Genomic DNA, 17,871 nt, shown 5'->3' on the forward strand with positions numbered 1-17,871 from the left:
AGTAAGACCGAGACCTGGGCGGTGAAACTTTCAGCGCAGTGGCACGTGCTGGACCGCGTTGATGGCGGCGCCCAGGTTGTCCACCTCGAGCGCACGGATGCCATCGGGGAGCGGGCCTGGGTCCGGCGGGACGATCGCGTGGGTGAAGCCCATCCGAACGGCCTCCGCCAACCTCCTGCCGACGCCGGTGACCCTGCGGATCTCCCCGGCGAGCCCCACCTCGCCGATCGCCACCAGCCGCGGCGACAGTGCGATGTCACCCGCTCCCGACCAGACGGCCAGTGCCACCGCGAGGTCGATCGCGGGTTCGGTGATCTTCATTCCGCCGACCGTCGCCGCGTAGACGTCCTGCTCGCCGAACTTCAGCTTTCCCCGCTTCTCCAGTACGGCCAGCACCATGCCGACCCTGGCCGAGTCGAGTCCGCTGACCGCACGCCGCGGCTGCGGCAGGCTCGACTTCGCCACCAGCGCCTGCACCTCGGCCAGCAGCGGGCGTTTGCCCTCCACCGTGACCGTGATGGCCGTTCCCGGCACGGCCTCGGCGTGCCGGTTCAGGAACAACCCGGACGGGTCGGGCACGCCCACGATGCCCTCGTCGCGCAGTTCGAAACAGCCGATCTCGTCGGCAGCGCCGAACCGGTTCTTCACCCCGCGCACCATTCGCAGGGTCGAATGCCGGTCACCCTCGAAGTGCAACACGACGTCCACGAGGTGTTCCAGAACTCGCGGACCGGCCACCGAGCCGTCTTTGGTCACGTGTCCCACCAGCAACACGGGCAGCCCGCGCTCCTTTGCCAGCGCCACCAACCCCGCGGTGACCGCCCGGACCTGCGTAACCCCGCCGGGAGCCGAATCGGCCAGCGGGGAAGCCATGGTCTGCACGGAGTCGACGATCAGCACGCCGGGCTTGACGTCGTCCACATGCGCGAGCACGGCCGAGAGATCGCTCTCGGCCGCGAGGTACATCTGGTCGTGCAAGTTGCCGGTGCGTTCGGCGCGCAACCGCACCTGACCTGCGGACTCCTCACCGGTGACGTACAGCGAGGGCCCGAACTCGCCGTCCTGCCGCAGGTCCCGGCGGCGCGACCGCGGCTCCTCGCCCGCCGCCCAGCGGTAGGCGACCTCGAGCAGCAGTGTCGACTTGCCGACCCCGGGCTCCCCTGCCAGCAACACCACGGCGCCGGGAACGAGCCCACCACCAAGGACCCGGTCCAACTCGGGGACCCCGGTGCTCCGCGCCCTCGCGGCCTCGACGTCGACCTCACCGATCGGCCGCGCCGGTGCGCTCGGCGCCCCTGCCGCGACCCTGGCTATCGCCGGCCGCGCGTCGCCACGTTCCTCGATGGTTCCCCAGCCGTGGCACTCCGGGCAGCGCCCGACCCACTTGGCGACCTCGTAACCGCACTCGCCGCAGCGGTACGTCGTCCCCTTCTTCGCCATGGATCAGACGCTAGTCACCGGGTCCGACAACACGCCCTGTCAGTGACCGCCCTCGGACTCCCCGTGCTCCACATCGGCGACGCGCGGGTGCGCCGGAGCGGTGATGGGGATGTCCAGGGTGGCGGAACCTGCGTTCTTGAACGTGAGAGTCACCGTGATGCTCTGACCCGGCCAGACCTCCCTGACCAGCTGCTCCAGCACGATCGAGGCGTGGCCGTTCCCCGGGGATTCCCCGCCGGACGGCGCGAGGGCGGTGGAGCCGGAATCGGTCTCGGTGGGCGGGTCCACCAACGCCGCGGCCTCGCCGTACTCCGGCTGGCCGACCGCCAAAATGCTGCCGGCCACGATCCGGCGATCACCCTGCACGGCCACGCTGCCCGCGGCGTCGGAGGTCACCGAGAGTAGTTCGTCGTCGACGTCGCCCTCGTTCACGATGACGAGCTCGACCGGGATCTGCGAACCGGCGGGGAAGTAGCGGACGGGCTGGCCGGAATCGGTGGTCGCACCGGGCACGGGCTCGGGGAAGGCAAGTTCGGCGTCGCGGACGGCGATCTTGCCGACGTCGGCCTTCGCGCCGTTGATCGCGGCCTCCTGCGAGTCGGTCTGGGTGATCTGCCCGGCACCGCATCCAGCGATGAACAGGACGGCACCGAGACCGGCCACGACCGAGCTCATCTTGCGCAAGCCCAGCGCGCGACGATTCTGCTGCCTCACGGTCTTCAGCCCTTCCTAGCTACTTATGTACCTGCTCGCGAAGGGTAGCCGGACGGCCGATCACCTCCGGCACGTGGTCGTCATTGTGGCGACCGTCGCGGGAATTGTGAGATCAAATGGTCCATAGTGGATTGCAAGATCAACGGCAGACTGATTCGCCGCCACCTGCGTGAGTATGGGTAACGCGGGTTTGTCAACCCCCATCCAGAGCAGCATTAGGCCACTGACCTGCAAGGACGATCCCGGGGCGCTAGGTGCGCACTCTCGTCGCGTGCTAAGCTGGATACAGCGAAAGGGGCAGAGGACACATGGTTTTCAAGGTCGGAGAGACCGTCGTCTACCCGCACCACGGTGCCGCACTCATCGAAGCAATCGAGACCCGCGTGATCAAGGGCGAGGAGAAGAAGTACCTCGTCCTCAAAGTCGCGCAGGGGGACCTGACGGTCCGCGTGCCTGCTGACAACGCCGAGATCGTCGGCGTACGTGATGTCGTTGGCCAGGACGGTCTGAACCGCGTTTTCGACGTGCTGCGTGCTCCCCACACCGACGAGCCCACGAACTGGTCTCGCCGGTACAAGGCCAACCTCGAGAAGCTCGCCTCCGGCGATGTGAACAAGGTGGCCGAAGTGGTGCGCGACCTCTGGCGGCGAGAGAAGGACCGCGGCCTGTCCGCTGGTGAGAAGCGGATGCTGGCCAAGGCGCGACAGATACTGGTGAGCGAGCTCGCACTCGCCGAGGGCACTGATGAAGGCAAGGCCGAAGTGCTGCTCGACGAGGTTCTGGAAACCGCAACAGTCTGATTCGCAGGCTTCGAGACACCGCGAAGTATCGGCGAACAGACAGGTGAGGGCTGCGCAGAACTGCGACAACACTGTCGTCGCGCTGGTCCCTTACGACAACAGGGATGCTCGGTCCCCGGCCGTGGAGCCAGCTCCGCTGGCCCACGTTCGGGGCGAACCCGTACTGGTCCACACCCTTCGGGGCCTGCTCGGCTCGGAAGTGGTGGACCGGGTGATCCTGGCGGTCCCCCCGGAGCTCTCGCCCGGGCACTCGGCCTATGCCGAGTGCATCGAGGCGCTCGGACCCGGCGCTGCCCGCCTGACACAGCTCTACTGCGGCGCCGGCCGCACCAACGCGGTGCGGTCGGCGTTTGCCGCACACTCACTTGACGAGGCCGAGGTCGTGCTCGTACACGACGCCACCCGGCCATTCGTCCCGCCTTCCGTATTTCGATCGGTAGTCGCCGCCGTGCGCGCGGGCGCCCCCTCCGTGGTTCCCGTGCAGGACGTCACCGACACCATCAAGGTCGTCGGCGACGACGGAACCGTACTGTCCACCCACGACCGCTCCGGCCTGCGCGCGGTACAGGGCCCCCACGGCTTCGCGACGGCGACACTGCGACGGCTGGTCGTCCAGGGCGGTCCCGGGCTGGACGAGACGGTGTCCGACGCCACAGTCGTCGCCGGCCATCCCAATGCCATCCGGCTGCGCACATCGTTCGACATCACCGTCGCCGAGGCACTACTCGCGGGCGACCAGGCCGGAGGACAGCAGTGAGAATCGGACAGGGCGTGGACGTCCACCCCGTGGAGACAGGCAGGCCGTGCTGGATCGCCGGTCTGTTGTGGCCCGAAGTGGACGGCTGCGCCGGGCACTCCGACGGCGACGTCGCCGCGCACGCGCTCTGCGACGCGCTGCTGTCGGCCGCGGGTCTCGGCGACCTCGGTGCCGTTTTCGGTACCGGCGATCCGCGCTGGGCCGGCGCACACGGGGCGGAGTTGCTCACCGAAACACGGCGGCGCGTCGAGGCGGCCGGCTATCGCGTGGGCAACGCCGTCGTGCAGGTGATCGGTAACGCACCACGTATCGGCACCCGCCGCGAGGAGGCACAGCGGACGCTGGGCCTGGCCGTGGGCGGACCGGTGAGCGTGTCCGGCACGACCAGCGACGGGCTGGGCCTAACCGGCCGGGGTGAGGGCATCGCCGCCGTGGCGACGGCCCTGCTGTTCCCGCTGGACGCGAACGCGACAGCGGATTGATCGCCGGCCTCGCGCCCTGACCGTGAGGTTCGATGAAGCCGTGCGCGGGCCTGCTCAGGATGTCCCCAATGTGGCATTGGGGACGTTGTAGTTCCCCAAAGCCACATTGGGGAACTACAACGCCCCCGAAGCGCAACCACGTAGTGTTTGGGGCGTGACCATCGAGGCTGTTCTTTTCGACTTCTCCGGCACGTTGTTCCGTCTCGAGCAGGACGAGACGTGGTTGGACCACCTCACCGACGCGGGCGGCGACCCGCTGGACGTGGAGGCGCAGACCGAGCTGATGCGGCGGATGACCGCGCCGGTGGGCCAGGTCGTCGACCTCTCCGCGGAGCACCAGCACGCCTGGGAGAACCGCGACCTCGATCCGGACCTGCACCGCAAGGTCTACCTCGAGGTGCTGCGCCAGTCCGGGGTGCCGCAGGTCGAGCAGGCGAAAGCCCTCTACGACCGGCTGATCGACCCCAGCCAGTGGACGCCGTACCCGGACACGGCGGACGTACTGAAAGGTTGCGCGGACCGGGGACTGCCCGTCGGCGTGCTCAGCAATATCGCGTTCGACATCCGGCCCGCGTTCATCGAGCGCGGGCTCGACGCGTTCGTCCAGGAGTTCGTGCTGTCCTTCGAGGTCGCGGCGATCAAACCGGACCTGGCGATCTTCCGTACTGCGCTGGAGCGGCTTGGCGCCTCGGCCGAGCGGACACTGATGGTCGGCGACAGCGCCGAGGCCGACGGCGCCGCCGTGGAACTCGGGTGCGCGTTTGCCCTGGTCGAGCCGTCACCCACCACCGAACGGCAGGACGGCCTGCTCGCCGCACTGCGGGCGCACGACGTCCTCTAGCTGGCCTTCACTGCGTCCCGGCTGAGGTGACCCGTACCATTTCAGGGTGGTCCTACACCTATACGACACCGCGGCCAGGGACGTGCGGGAGTTTCACCCCGCTCGCAGTGGAACGGCGTCCATGTACGTGTGTGGTGCCACGGTGCAGGGAATTCCGCACATCGGACACATCCGGGGTGCACTCAACTACGACGTGCTGCGCCGGTGGCTTATCCACAGTGGACTCGACGTGCTCATGGTGCGCAATGTCACCGACATCGATGACAAGATCCTGGACAAGGCCGAAGCCGCGGAGAGGCCGTGGTGGGAGTGGGCCGCGACCCACGAGCGCGCGTTCGAGGACGCCTACGAGGTGCTCGGCTGCCTGCCACCGTCGATCGCGCCGAGGGCGACCGGTCACATCACCCAGATGATCGAGCTGATGCAGCGGCTGATCGACAGCGATCACGCCTACGCAGCCGACGGCAACGTCTATTTCTCGGTCACCTCCTTCCCGAACTACGGCGAACTGTCCGGGCAGCGGCTGGACGACGTCCAGCAGGGGGAGAACCAGGCGACCGGCAAGCGTGACCCGAGGGACTTCACGCTGTGGAAGCGGGCCAAGCCCGGCGAACCGTCCTGGCCGACGCCATGGGGTTCCGGCAGGCCCGGGTGGCACCTCGAGTGCTCGGCCATGGCCACCAACTACCTGGGGCCCGAGTTCGACATCCATGGCGGCGGGGTCGATCTGGTGTTCCCGCACCACGAGAACGAGCGCGCGCAGTCACACGCCGCCGGTGACGGCTTCGCCCGCTTCTGGCTGCACAACGCCTGGGTGACGCTCTCCGGCGAGAAGATGTCGAAGTCGCTCGGGAACACCGTGGCCATCCCCGAGATGCTGCGCCGCTACCGGCCCGTCGAGCTGAGGTACTACCTGATTCAGCCGCACTACCGCTCGACGATCGAGTACTCCGACGACGCACTGTCCGAGTCGGCACAGGGTTACCGGCGGATCGAGCAGTTCCTGCGCAGGGTCGCCGGAACCGCGGGCGAGGTGAGTGTCGGTGAGGTGCCTGCCGACTTCGCGACCGCGCTGGACGACGACCTCGGCACCCCGCAGGCCTTCGCCGTGCTGCACAACACGGTGCGCGACGGTAACGCCGCACTGGACTCGGGCGACATCTCGAAGGCACTCGAACTGGCAACGACGGTGCGAGCGATGGTCGGCGTGCTCGGCGTCGATCCGCTGGCGCGGACCTGGACGACGGGTGTGGGCGACGACACCGGCACCCGGCAGGCACTGGGCGTGCTCGTCGAGGGACTACTCGAACAACGGCAGCAGGCGCGTGCCGATCGTGACTTCGCTCGGGCGGACGCGGTGCGGGACCAGTTGCAGAGCGCCGGGATCACGGTGGAAGACACCGCAAACGGTCCTATGTGGACTATTAAGGACTGAGGAACAATGGCAGGCAACTCCCGACGCCAGGGCGCGATTCGCAAACCCGGTACCAAGAAGGGGCAGGTCGTCGGCTCCGGCGGCCAGCGACGCAAGGGACTCGAAGGCAAGGGGCCGACCCCGAAGGCCGATCAGCGGCCAGGGCACCCGAAGCAGCGCAAGGCCGCGGCCGTGGCCAAGGCAGAGAAGGCCAGGAACAAGAAGGCCGAAGGACCGGAGATCATCGCTGGGCGCAACCCTGTGGTGGAGGCGCTGCGCGCCGATGTCCCTGGTACCGCCCTATATGTGGCGCTGAACATCGACGCCGATGACCGGGTCACCGAGGCCGTGCGGATGGCGGCGGACAAGGGCATCTCCATCCTGGAGATCCCGCGAGAGGAACTCGACCGCAAGACCGGCAAGGCGATGCACCAGGGCCTCGGCCTGCAGGTGCCGCCGTTCGACTACACGCACCCGGACGACCTGCTCACCACGGCGCAGGACTCCGGAAACGCACCGCTGCTGGTCGCGCTGGACGGGGTGACCGACCCGCGCAACCTGGGTGCGGTGATCCGTTCGGCCGCCGCGTTCGGTGCGCACGGCGTGCTGCTTCCCGAGCGCAGGAGCGCCGGGATGACGGCGGTGGCGTGGCGGACCAGCGCGGGAACCGCGGCCAAGCTGCCGGTGGCCGTCGCGACGAACCTCACCCGGCAGCTGAAGTCGTGGGCCGCGGAAGGGCTGATGATCGTCGGCCTCGACGCGGACGGCTCGGTGGACATCGACGAGCTGAACCTGGCAGCTGATCCGCTGGTGATCGTGCTCGGTTCCGAGGGTAGAGGGCTGTCCCGGCTGGTCCGGGAGACCTGCGACGAGACGGTGTCCATTCCGATGGCGGCGGGTGTGGAGTCGCTGAACGCCTCCGTCGCGGCGGGTGTCCTGCTCGCCGAGGTGGCACGCCGCAGGCGTATGGCCGGCCGTATCTGACGCCGGACGCCGCCATGGCCGCTTCGGGGCTCGCAGCTGCCCGTAACGTGGCCATGGCGACTTTCCTGCTACTCCTCACTCCAACGGGGTAGGGCCTCGGCTAGGGTCACGACGTCCTCGCCTCAACCAAAGGCGAGGACTGTAGAACGCTGACCAGGGGGCCCGTCCAGCATGTCGTTCGTCTCGCCACTGTTCCTGTGGTACTTCATGCCGGCGGTACTGCTCGCCGTGCTGGTGTGCCCCAGAAGCTGGCGAAACGGCATCGTCGCAGCGGGCAGCCTGATCTTCTACGCGACCGGTGCCGGGGCGTTCACGCTGCTGCTGCTGGCCTGCATGGTGGTCAACTTCGCGGCGGGGCCGAGACTGCAGCCCGACGAATGGGACATGCGGCCGGACCAGCAGCGCCGCTGGTTGCTCATCGGCGTAATCGCCTTCGACCTGTCGATCCTGGTGGTCTGGAAGTACGCCGGGTTCGCAACCGAGCAGATCGCCTGGTTCACCCAGCAGCTCGGCGGCGATTTCCCGATCGTGCAGCTGGCGCTGCCGATCGGTATTTCCTTCTTCACCTTCCACCACATCTCCTACGTGGTGGACATCTATCGCGGCGAGCGGCAGGCACTGCGCAACCCGGTGTCGTTCGCGACGTACATCGCGATGTTCCCGCAGCTGGCGGCCGGGCCGATCGTGCGTTACCGGGAGATCGCCGACCAGTTGCCCCAGCAGCGCCTGCACCGGCTCGACGACGTCGCCGCCGGATTCCCCCGGTTCGCGCTCGGCCTGTGCAAGAAGGCGATCATCGCCGACTCGCTGGCGCCGATGGTGGACGCGTGTTTCGCCACGCCATCCGACGAGATGACGTTCGCGGTCGCCTGGCTCGGCGCGATCGCTTACACGCTGCAGCTCTACTTCGACTTCTCCGGCTACTCGGACATGGCCATCGGCCTCGGCCGGATGCTCGGCTTCCGGCTGCCGGAGAACTTCGCGAGGCCGTACTCCTCGGTCACCATCACCGAGTTCTGGCGGCGCTGGCATATGTCGCTTTCGCGCTGGTTCCGCGACTACGTCTACATCCCGCTCGGCGGAAACCGCGGTGGAATCGGGAAAACGTACCGCAACCTCTGCATCGTTTTCGTCCTCACCGGCCTCTGGCACGGTGCGAACTGGACCTTCCTCATGTGGGGCGTCTACCACGGCGCACTGCTCATCATCGAGCGAGCGTTCGGCTGGGAGCAGACGCCGGAGCGGCCCGGCAAACGTGCCGGAAGGCGAGTGCTGACACTGGTGCTGGTGATCTTCGGCTGGGTCCTGTTCCGCTCCCCCGACCTCGGTCAGGCCCTGACGATGATCGGGCACATGCTGCTGCCGGACTTCGGCGGGCTGACCGACGTCGTGGAGTCCGCGCTGACCAACCAGCGCCTGGTGCTCCTGCTGGCGGCCCTCGCGGTCTTCGCACTACCGGCGCACCCGGTGACCGGGCCGATGCTGGAGTCCTCGCGAACCAACTCCGCGACCGTACTGCGCGTCGGCGTGATGACCGTCGGCCTGTTCTACGCCGCCGTCCTCGTCGCCACGGGCACGTTCAGCCCGTTCCTGTACTACCAGTTCTAGAGCCAGGCCGATCTGCCGGGAATCGTCCCAGCGAAACCGTCAGGCGCGGCACGACTCGAATGTTGTCCAATGTAGACAGACAACGATGTTGTTCTGCCACACTGGGAAAGTGACCCGGGTTCACAGACCGAGCAGGTGCGGGGCCGAGGCCAGCGATCGAAACTGCTCGCCAGGGTCCTTCACCAGGCGGCGGGTGGTGAGGTCGAGAACGCCACCGACGTTGGCCACCTCGGCCACGAGTGTGCCGTCTTCTCGACGGACGTCCTGCTGGACCCGGAAAGCTTTACCCTCACCCCAGACGAACGTGCAGGACACATCCACCTCGTCGCCGGCGCGTAGTTCGTGGTGGTACCGCACGGTTTCCTCGATGCGCACCGGTGCGACCCCACGTGCATGCAACTTCGCCTGGGTTATGCCCGCCGCCTGCAGGCATTCCCACCGAGCGTGCTCACCGTATTGCAGGTACACCGCGCCGTTTACGTGCCCTTGGGCGTCGAGTTCGTAGGTGCGAACGCCGATACGAACTCGAAAGTCATCGGGCATTTGCGAAGCTCCCCTCCCGGCCGATCTGTGTGTACCGCGCAGGCTAGCCCTCGACACCGACAGTCCGGTTCAACGCCGCAACCGCACCCGGCCCCTCCGTCGCAGGGGAAATCGGCGGTTTCTCCGAGGCCGGTCGCGGCGGCAACGGCATCATCACGGTTCGCCATGCGTCGACCGACGCGGATGGTCGCAACCAGTTTTCGCGAGCTCGCGCCGCGCCCGTTTTGCTAACGCGGAACCGGTGACGGCCGCTGCCGGGTTCCCGGGACGAGCGCCAGCTGGTCCGCATGGAACGCGTCCCGCCGCGGGGGCGGCAGCCAGGTGTCGGGCCGCACATGGCGCTGCCGGGCCAGTTCTGTCGCGTCGAGCGGAGCCGCGAGGTCGATTCCGTAGTTCTTGGCGTTGCTTCCCACCGGAACCAACCGCATACCCTCCGGCTGAACTCCGATACCGATCGCGACGAGATAAGCATCGTCCAGCAGATCGGTGAAGCCGGCCCAGGCTCCGGCGAACGACCAGATCGACGCCTGTGCCCAACGACCGCCAATGTCCCAGGCCACGCGCGGCCATTGCGCATGCCGCTTCGCCTGCTCCTCCGCGTGCTCCACCATCGCCGGAATCAAACCGTCCGGACGTGGCACCGAACCGTCCGGCAACGTGAGGTTGATGAGACCGAACGCGGCGCTGAAAGCTACAGCGACGAGAGGATCACCCGATCGTGGCGACAACGCACTGTCGTATCGATCGCGGGGCAAGGTGCCGACACGCACACCGTGCTCGCCACCTTCCTCGCGATGCCCCAGCCACAACGCCCATACCGGCTCACCAGGCCGTCCCTCGAAGAAGTCGAGCCACCGCGGACCTCGCCATCCCCAGTCGAGGCCGTAGATGGGAAAGTCCACTGGCGGCGACACCTGCTCACCCATCGGATCCATTGGGACATAGTGCACCTGCGCGGCCGGAAGCGCACCATCTCCGTTATCACTCCGACGCCCGGGCGGCGATCAGGCCGCCGCCGCGTGCACCCTCCGTGTCGGCATACCGCCGATCGAGTCGAGACCGCCGGTCGGCGAAGCCCTCGTCGTGACCGCCAGTCAGCCCGGCTCACTGTCTGCGACGTCTACAGTGGACACGCTGGTTACAGCTGCCAGCGCCGAAACCGGCCTCCGTACTGCCCAGGAAGTATTGCCGCGCAAACGCTTGCACCAGTAACAACGCCGCTCGGATATCCACCGTCCGGCTGCGCGGGGGCAGGCGGCTCATCCAGTACCGCGTCGATCCCGCCGGGATCCGCTCCCCGGCTTGGCAACAGATTTCCGCCGGGGTCCACTAGAGATTCTCGAAGGAGCTCAGCCCTGACCGTAACCGCGTAGCCGGTCCACGATGTGTTCGATTTCCTGTCCCGGCAACAGAGTGGGAGTTCCCGAGGACCGGGCGAGCAGCCACAACCTGCATACCCACTCCAGCTGCTCCGCACGATGGTAGGCGGCGTCGAGCGTGTCCCCGTAGGTGATCGTTCCGTGGTTGGCCAGCAGGCAGCCTCGCCTGCCGTCCAGGGCTTTCAGCATCGACTCGGCCAGTTCCGGCGTGCCGTACGTGGCATAGGCCGCGACACGGGCGGACGGGCCGATCGTGGCGAGCATGTAGTGGATCGGCGGTACCTCGTCGACCAGTGTGGACACCGCTGTGGCATGTACGGAGTGCGTATGCACCGATGCGGCGATTCCCTTGCCGTCGGGATCGCTTGCCCCGGTGTAGATCCCAAGGTGCATCGGGAGTTCACTGGTCGGCTTGAGCGAGCCGTCCACGACGGATCCGTCGAGAGACACCACCGGAATGTCTTCTGGCGTGAGGGACGTGTAGTCCACCCCTGTGGGAGTCACCGCCACCAGCTCGCCCGATCGCATCGAGATGTTTCCCGACGTTCCCACCACGAGCCCGTCGGCCACCATCTTCCGCGCGTACTCGCACACCTCGGCCCGCTCGTCACCCAGCAGCACCTAGAGCCTCCATTGCTCTCGCGCCGCTGCCAAAGCGGCTTGGTATTCGTCATATCCACGCTGGTAGACGGCCGTGTTCTCCGGCCGTGCCTCGACCGTGCGAGAGTTGGCGGCCCACAACTCGGCGTCGAACGGCTCACCCAGTGCCTCGCCCGCGACCAGGACCGCGCCGCGAGCGCCCACTCCCGGATCGCCGGGAATCACGATCGGCCTGCCGAGTACGTCGGCGAAGATCTGGGTCCACTCGGTGGATCGCACTCCGCCGCCGCAGGCGTACAACGTTCCGGAAAGTCCGGCTGCCTCGAAGCAATGTCTTGCGGCGTAGGCGATTCCCTCGCAGAGTGCGCGGATCATGTCCGCACGGGTGGACTCCAGGCTGAGCCCGGAGAACTGTGCCCGCGCGGCCGCGTCCACGAACGGCGCCCGCTCACCGGAGGTCGACAGGAACGGCAGCACGCGCACGCCACCCGCACCTGGGCTGCTCTCGGCAAGCAGCTCGCTCACCTGGTTCACCTCGATTCCGAGCACTCCGCAGGCCCAGTCCAGACTCGCGGTCCCGACCATGGCCGGCATCGCGCGCAGGAACTCGCCCACTGTCGGAGTGCAGAGGAACATTCCGGCCGGTTCACCCTCGGGGTCGAACTCCGGACTGTCGGTGAGCACCTGGCAGGCCAGCGTCGTACCCGCGGTGAGGATCCCGTCGCCGACCTGCGACACACCGGCCCCGATCGCGCAGGCCGGCAGATCGAACGGGCCCGCGGTGACCGGGAGTCCGGCGGGCAGCCCGAGCAGTTCGGCACCTCGCGCGTCGAGGCGGAACACGGTCCGTGGCGCTGCCGGTTCGGCGAGCAGGTGCCGCCGGTGGGTGAGCCCGCAGGCCGCGATGGCTTCCTCGTCGTAGCGCCGGGTCGCCGGGTTCAGGAACGGCAGCGAGGCGTCTGAGACGTCCACAGCGATCTCGCCGGTGAGCCGTTGCAACACCGCGTCCACGCAGTATCCCGCGACCACGGCGCGATCGAGGGACTCCGGTTCGTGTTTGTCCAAGTAGGACAAGATCGTGGCGGCACTGCCCGGGAAGAGTCCGGAACCGGTGCGGCGGAATACTTCCCGCGTCACTCCTTCCGCCTGCCACTTGGCCAGCAGGGAGTTCGCCCGGCCGTCGAGCCAGGAGATCGCGGGACGAACCGGGCTGCCGTCGGCATCGCGCAGCCACAGGCCGTCCCCCTGTCCCGTCAGCGCCAGTGCGACCACCGGTCCGTCCAGCTGCCCGTGCACCTCGCGGACGACGGTGGCGACCGTGCCCAGCACCTGTTCGAGATCCTGCTCCACCAGGCCACCCGGCAGGTGGTGCACCTCCGACGGGGTGCACGCCTCGGCGATCGAGACCCCGGCACGGTCGAATACGACCGCCTTGGTCAGCGAGGTGCCGATGTCGACACCGATGATGTGCCCGTTGCTGGTCGTCATGGCCGCCTACCCGAGGACGTCTGGGTTGGCGACATGGGCGAGCGCCTCGCCACGGGCGTAGCGGCCCAGCTCGGCGGCGACGATCTTCGCCGCGCGCTCGGCTGTCTGCCTGCTCGCCCCGGCCAGGTGGGGGGTGGCGATGACGTTGGGCGCGTCCCGCAGGGCCCAGTCCGCCGGCGGCGGCTCCACGTCATAGACGTCCAGTGCCAGCGCACCGAGCCTGCCCGTGCGCAACGCCTCCGGCAGGGGGGCGTAATCCAGCAGGCCACCTCGCGCGGTGTTCACCAGCACGGCGCCCTCCGGCAGCAGCGCCAGCTTGTCGGCGTCGATCAGGTGCTGCGTCTGCTCGGTCAGCCGTGCGTGCAGGCTCACCACAAAACTGCGGCGCAGCAGCTCGTCGAGCTCCACGACCTCGGCACCGTCGGCCGCGATGGCCGCGGAATCGGCGAAGGGGTCGGACACGAGCACCTTCGCCCCGAAAGCGACCAGCACCCGCGCGACGCGCGAGCCGATCGCGCCGTATCCGACCAGACCAACCGTCGTGCCCTCCAGTTCGACGCCGGCATTCGGGTACGCGTAGTAGTCCCCGCGCCAGGTTCCGCCGAGCAGCTCGGCCGAGGACGTCGAGATCCGGCGCATCGCGGCCAGGATCATGCCGAGCGCGAACTCGGCGGCGGCCGTCGCGTTGCGACCAGGGGCATAGGTCACGGCGACGCCCGCCTCGGTGGCAGCGGCGAGATCGACGTTCACCGGGCCACCCCGGCACACCGAGACCAGCTTCAGCCCCGGCGCGGCCGCGAAGACCTTCTTCGTGAACGGTGCCATCTGGGTGACCACGGCCTCGGTGCCGCCGAGGGCCTCGATCACCTGCTCCTCAGTGCCGCTGGCCTCCTGCACACCGCCGACCGGGCCGAATGGCTCGATCGGCCACGGCAGGGACAGCTCGGCGCACTCCGCCGCCGTGCCCAGTTCCGCCCGGACCGCGGCGACCAACAGATCGGTGCCGACGAATTCGTCTCCCGCAGCGAGTACCCGCAACGTCGTTGTTCCTCTCACTGTTCGTGTCGATCGCACTTTCCCGGGAAAGTGCGATACACGGCGTGTGCAACTACCGCGCTTTCCCGGGAAAGTGCGGGTTGGTCAGCAGGCCACGTGGGCCTGTTCGTAGTCGGTGATGTGCGCGACCTTGCCCGCACTGGCCGACTCCGGGTCGAAGGTGTAACCGATCCACTCGGTCACGATCTTCTTCGCCAGCTCCGGCCCGATCACCCGCGCGCCGAAGGTGATCACCTGGCAGTTGTTCGACTTGACCGAGCGCTCCGCCGAATAGGAGTCGTGCGCCACCGTGGCCCTGACCCCCGGAACCTTGTTCGCCGAGATCGCCACGCCGATTCCCGTGCCGCATACGAGCACGCCCCGGTCCGCCTCTCCCCGTGCGATGGCCTCCGCGGCCGCGAGACCGAGCACAGGATAGGCGCGATCGTCCCCGGCGTCGGCGACGCCGAGGTCGGTCACCTCACTGACCCGCTCATCGGCCCGCAGCAGTTCACGCACCGCGTTCTTCAGCTCCACACCGGCATTGTCCGCCGCCACCACAACTCGCATCAGCTTTCCCCTGCCTGTGTTCGAGACGCCGGTGTTCGAGACGCCGGTGTTCGAGACGTCAGTGCCGCACCGACGGCAGTCACGATCAGCGCGAACGAGGTCGCGCCCGGATCGGCGTGTCCCTTGCTCCGCTCGGCGAGCCGGGCGGCCCTGCCCTTCGCGGGCACGAGGTCGGCTGTCTCGCGCGCGGCTCCCGCTGCCCGCTGCGCGGCCTCGCACCAGGCATCGGCCACAGCAGCACCGGAGATCGCCTGCTCCCTGAGCACTCTGCGGAACGGCTCGATCGCGTCGAGCATCGTCTTGTCCCCCGGCTCGGCCTTTCCCAGCTCCACGAACGCTTTCGCGGCGTTGTCCACCGCGTCAGCCACGGCCGTCGCGGTGATCTCCGCCGAATCCAGCCCCCGCAGACCCGCTCCTGTCTCGGCGAGCAGGACACCGTAGAGCGCGCCGGACGCACCTCCAGAGGCGTCGGCAAGCGCCGTGCCGGCACGCAGAAGCGCACCGGAAAGGGGCTCACCGTCCTGTTCGGCCGCACGGGCGGCGGCAACGGCGGCCCGCATACCTCGGGTGATACCGAGCCCGTGGTCACCATCGGCCGCGACCGCGTCGAGCCGGCCGAGCTCGTCCTCGGCCTCGGTGACCGCGGCCAGCGCCGCGGTGAGCACCTGATCGGCGAGGCCCTCTCCCGCCGCGCCTTCGGCGCCGGTCAAAGTGGCATCCACAGTGGACTCCAGTTCCACGGTTTCCAGCACAGCACCGGTACTGCGGTAGCCCGGAGTGTCACAGGGCGCGGAGTACAGTTCCGCGAGTTCGTCGTCGAGCACCATGACCGACAGGGAGACCCCCGCCATGTCCAGGGAGGTGACGAACTCACCGACCTCGGTGTGCAGCGGGTTGAGCCCGGCCGCGGCCAGCCGCTCGTGCACCCGGGTATAGGTGACGAACATTTCCTCGTACTTGGTGCGCCCCAGTCCGTTCAGCAGCACGACCACCCTGCCGTCGCTGCCGGACAGTGGCAGTTCGGGCAGCAGCCCGTCCACGAGTTCGTCCGCCAGTTCGGCCGCGTCCAGCCTGCCGACCGTACGCACCCCCGGCTCCCCGTGAATGCCGAGACCGAGTTCCATTTCCTGCTCGCCAACGCGGAACAGGGGTTCTGCCGCTCCCGGCAGCGTGCAACCGCCGAACGCGGCTCCGAAGGTGCGGGTGCTGGCATTGGCCTTCACTGCCGCGGCGTGGACGCCTGCCAGGTCGTCACCGCGCTGCGCGGCGGCTCCCGCGATCTTGAAGACCAGGAAGTCACCTGCGACACCACGCCGGTTCTCCGCGTCCTCGGCCGAACCGCTGGCGATGTCGTCGGTCACCAGAATCGTGCGGCTGTCGATGCCCTCGGCCGCCAGCCTGCGTGCGGCGAGGCCGAAGTGCAGCACGTCGCCCGCGTAGTTGCCATAGCCGAAGAGCACGCCCGCACCGCCGTCGGCGGCCTTCGCCGTCCGGTAGACCTGCTCGGCGCTGGGGCTGGTGAAGACGTCTCCGATCACCGCGCCGTCGGCCAGCCCGGGACCGACCAGACCGGCGAAGGCCGGGTAGTGCCCGCAGCCACCACCGATGACGACAGCGACCTTGCCCTGGCGTGGCACCTGCCTGCCGATCACGCCGTACGCATCCGGCACCTTTCGCACGGTCCGGCCGTATGCGGTGACGAACCCGTCGAGCCAGTCACGCTTGAAGGTCTGCGCGGTTCCGAGGACCGTCATGGCATGCCTCCCGCATCGGTGGCGACGAGCTCACCCGCCAGGTATGCGAGCAGTGTCCGGCGCACCTCGTCGTTGTCCCGCGCCACGACGCTGGCCAGTTCGAGCGCGTCGGGCTTCGGCGGATAGGTCGGATTGGGCAGCGCGACCACGGTGAGACCCGCGGCGGCAGCGGCGCGAATGCCGTTGCTGGAATCCTCGACTCCGAGGCAGTCGGCCCCACGCAGCCCGAGCCGCGAGGCCGCCTCGGCGTAGACGTCCGGACTCGGCTTGCCGCGCGCCACCTCCGCGCTGGAGACGGTCGCGGTGAACTCCCGCTCGAGATCGTGCGTGTGCAGAATCGCGTCGATCACACGGCGAGCCGCCGAGGAGGCCATCGCGATCGGAACGCGTGCACTGACCTCGCGCACCATCGCGTCGGCGCCCGGCAGCAGCGGGGCCTGACCGGCCTCGATCGCGGCGATCATGCCGTCGACCACCGCGTCTTCGACCTCGACCGGCGTCTCCGGAGTCCCGCTTCGCTCGGCGAGATAGGCCGCCCACTCGGGGGCGCTCATGCCCTGCACCGTGGCGGTGTCACTGTCCGTCCACTCGACCTGGTGCCGCGCTGCGTACGCGACCCAGTTCTCCTCCCAGAGGTGCTCGCTGTCGACAAGAACCCCGTCCATGTCGAAGACCACCGCGGCGAGTGCCATGGAAACAACCCCTTTCACATGTTCGATGTTAAATTAACACTCTAGACGCGATCTGTCACCATCATGTGGCGCGGTACGAATCGACGAGACTGGAGACCTGATGCCGACCCGACTGCTCCTGGCCAGGCACGGCCAGACCGAATGGCATGCCGAGAACCGGTATGCCGGAACCAGCGAGGTCGAGCTGACGCGGACCGGGCTGGCGCAGGCGGATGCGCTGGCCGAATTCGTCCGAGGACTGGACGCGGCGCACAGACCCACCGCCCTGTACTGCTCACCGCAGGGCCGCGCACGGGCAACGGCACAGCCCGCGGCCGCGGCACTCGGCCTGTCCCCCCGAATCTCCGCGGAACTGCGCGAGGTGCATTTCGGGGTCGCGGAGGGCCGGACTCTCAATGAGGTGCGCGCGCAGGAGCCGGAACTGGTGGCCCGTTTCCGCGCCGACCCGGTGCACGGCGCCTTTCCTGGTTCGGAGCCACCTGCGGATGCGGCAGAGCGGGGCGCCAAGGCGCTGCGGGTGATCGCGGCCGAGGCGGGCGACGACGTTGTGCTGGTCGTCGCGCACAACACCCTGCTCCGGCTGTCGCTGTGCCTGCTGCTGGGCATTCCGCTTTCGACCTACCGCACGGTGTTCCCGCAGCTGGGTAACTGCGCGCTCACCGAGATCGGCATCGACGGCGACCGGACCGCCCTGCGACGGTTCAACCTGCCGGTCGACGGCGGTCTTTGACGGTCGTGGTCGCGCGGCGCGAAACAAGCTCTGAGATATT

General features: G+C 68.3%; 18 protein-coding genes. 8 read left to right on the forward strand and 10 right to left on the reverse strand.

The window, feature by feature from the left end:
• Positions 1-30 precede the first annotated feature (30 nt).
• Both radA and D0C15_RS12145 read right to left on the reverse strand, forming a co-directional pair.
• A complete protein-coding gene (gene radA / locus D0C15_RS12140) occupies positions 31-1,440 on the reverse strand; it encodes a DNA repair protein RadA (protein ID WP_116044193.1) in 1,410 nt (469 codons plus the stop codon).
• A gap of 39 nt (positions 1,441-1,479) precedes the next feature.
• A complete protein-coding gene (locus tag D0C15_RS12145) occupies positions 1,480-2,154 on the reverse strand; it encodes a copper chaperone PCu(A)C (protein WP_170161331.1) in 675 nt (224 codons plus the stop codon).
• A 308-nt stretch (positions 2,155-2,462) separates the two neighbouring features.
• On the opposite strand from D0C15_RS12145, the gene D0C15_RS12150 reads away from it, so the two are divergent.
• The 7 genes from D0C15_RS12150 to D0C15_RS12180 all read left to right on the forward strand — a co-directional run bounded on the left by D0C15_RS12150 (position 2,463) and on the right by D0C15_RS12180 (position 9,040).
• The gene (locus D0C15_RS12150; protein ID WP_091671928.1) at positions 2,463-2,954 is read left to right on the forward strand and encodes a CarD family transcriptional regulator; all 492 of its coding nucleotides are present in this window, start codon (positions 2,463-2,465) and stop codon (positions 2,952-2,954) included.
• Between the two features lie 43 nt (positions 2,955-2,997).
• Complete coding sequence (locus D0C15_RS12155) at positions 2,998-3,711, forward strand: IspD/TarI family cytidylyltransferase (RefSeq protein ID WP_162830045.1); 714 nt, start codon at positions 2,998-3,000, stop codon at positions 3,709-3,711.
• The gene (gene ispF / locus D0C15_RS12160; protein WP_116044199.1) at positions 3,708-4,193 is read left to right on the forward strand and encodes a 2-C-methyl-D-erythritol 2,4-cyclodiphosphate synthase; all 486 of its coding nucleotides are present in this window, start codon (positions 3,708-3,710) and stop codon (positions 4,191-4,193) included. The genes D0C15_RS12155 and ispF overlap by 4 nt, the downstream gene beginning before the upstream one ends.
• 154 nt (positions 4,194-4,347) lie before the next feature.
• The gene (locus tag D0C15_RS12165; RefSeq protein WP_116044202.1) at positions 4,348-5,034 is read left to right on the forward strand and encodes an HAD family hydrolase; all 687 of its coding nucleotides are present in this window, start codon (positions 4,348-4,350) and stop codon (positions 5,032-5,034) included.
• Positions 5,035-5,080: 46 nt separating this feature from the next.
• On the forward strand, positions 5,081-6,469 hold the full coding sequence (cysS, locus tag D0C15_RS12170; protein ID WP_116044204.1) for a cysteine--tRNA ligase: 1,389 nt from the start codon (positions 5,081-5,083) through the stop codon (positions 6,467-6,469).
• Between the two features lie 6 nt (positions 6,470-6,475).
• Positions 6,476-7,432, forward strand: coding sequence for a 23S rRNA (guanosine(2251)-2'-O)-methyltransferase RlmB (rlmB, locus tag D0C15_RS12175; RefSeq protein WP_116044206.1), 957 nt, complete (start codon positions 6,476-6,478; stop codon positions 7,430-7,432).
• Positions 7,433-7,603: 171 nt separating this feature from the next.
• The gene (locus tag D0C15_RS12180) at positions 7,604-9,040 is read left to right on the forward strand and encodes an MBOAT family O-acyltransferase (protein WP_116044209.1); all 1,437 of its coding nucleotides are present in this window, start codon (positions 7,604-7,606) and stop codon (positions 9,038-9,040) included.
• Positions 9,041-9,160: 120 nt separating this feature from the next.
• Here D0C15_RS12180 and D0C15_RS12185 read toward each other — a convergent pair whose 3' ends face one another.
• The 8 genes from D0C15_RS12185 to D0C15_RS12220 all read right to left on the reverse strand — a co-directional run bounded on the left by D0C15_RS12185 (position 9,161) and on the right by D0C15_RS12220 (position 17,101).
• A complete protein-coding gene (locus D0C15_RS12185) occupies positions 9,161-9,583 on the reverse strand; it encodes an acyl-CoA thioesterase (protein WP_116044212.1) in 423 nt (140 codons plus the stop codon).
• A 227-nt stretch (positions 9,584-9,810) separates the two neighbouring features.
• Positions 9,811-10,518 carry a hypothetical protein gene (locus D0C15_RS12190; RefSeq protein WP_116044214.1) on the reverse strand — a complete coding sequence of 236 codons (708 nt, stop codon included), beginning with the start codon at positions 10,516-10,518 and terminating at the stop codon, positions 9,811-9,813.
• A gap of 414 nt (positions 10,519-10,932) precedes the next feature.
• Entirely contained in the window at positions 10,933-11,583 is a 651-nt protein-coding gene (locus D0C15_RS12195) for a class II aldolase/adducin family protein (RefSeq protein WP_116044216.1), read from the reverse strand.
• Positions 11,584-13,050: an FGGY-family carbohydrate kinase gene (locus D0C15_RS12200; protein ID WP_116044218.1), complete on the reverse strand. Its 1,467-nt coding sequence runs from the start codon at positions 13,048-13,050 to the stop codon at positions 11,584-11,586.
• A 6-nt stretch (positions 13,051-13,056) separates the two neighbouring features.
• A complete protein-coding gene (locus tag D0C15_RS12205; protein WP_116044221.1) occupies positions 13,057-14,088 on the reverse strand; it encodes a 2-hydroxyacid dehydrogenase in 1,032 nt (343 codons plus the stop codon).
• A 102-nt stretch (positions 14,089-14,190) separates the two neighbouring features.
• Positions 14,191-14,655, reverse strand: a complete 465-nt coding sequence (locus D0C15_RS12210; RefSeq protein WP_116044223.1) for a ribose-5-phosphate isomerase — start codon at positions 14,653-14,655, stop codon at positions 14,191-14,193.
• The gene (locus D0C15_RS12215; protein WP_116044225.1) at positions 14,655-16,409 is read right to left on the reverse strand and encodes a dihydroxyacetone kinase family protein; all 1,755 of its coding nucleotides are present in this window, start codon (positions 16,407-16,409) and stop codon (positions 14,655-14,657) included. The genes D0C15_RS12210 and D0C15_RS12215 overlap by 1 nt, the downstream gene beginning before the upstream one ends.
• Positions 16,406-17,101, reverse strand: coding sequence for an HAD family hydrolase (locus tag D0C15_RS12220; RefSeq protein ID WP_116044227.1), 696 nt, complete (start codon positions 17,099-17,101; stop codon positions 16,406-16,408). The genes D0C15_RS12215 and D0C15_RS12220 overlap by 4 nt, the downstream gene beginning before the upstream one ends.
• A gap of 100 nt (positions 17,102-17,201) precedes the next feature.
• On the opposite strand from D0C15_RS12220, the gene D0C15_RS12225 reads away from it, so the two are divergent.
• The gene (locus tag D0C15_RS12225; protein WP_116044229.1) at positions 17,202-17,831 is read left to right on the forward strand and encodes a histidine phosphatase family protein; all 630 of its coding nucleotides are present in this window, start codon (positions 17,202-17,204) and stop codon (positions 17,829-17,831) included.
• The last annotated feature ends 40 nt before the right edge of the window (positions 17,832-17,871 follow it).

Source organism: Amycolatopsis palatopharyngis, from assembly GCF_003385185.1.
GTDB classification, from domain to species: Bacteria; Actinomycetota; Actinomycetes; order Mycobacteriales; family Pseudonocardiaceae; genus Amycolatopsis; species Amycolatopsis palatopharyngis.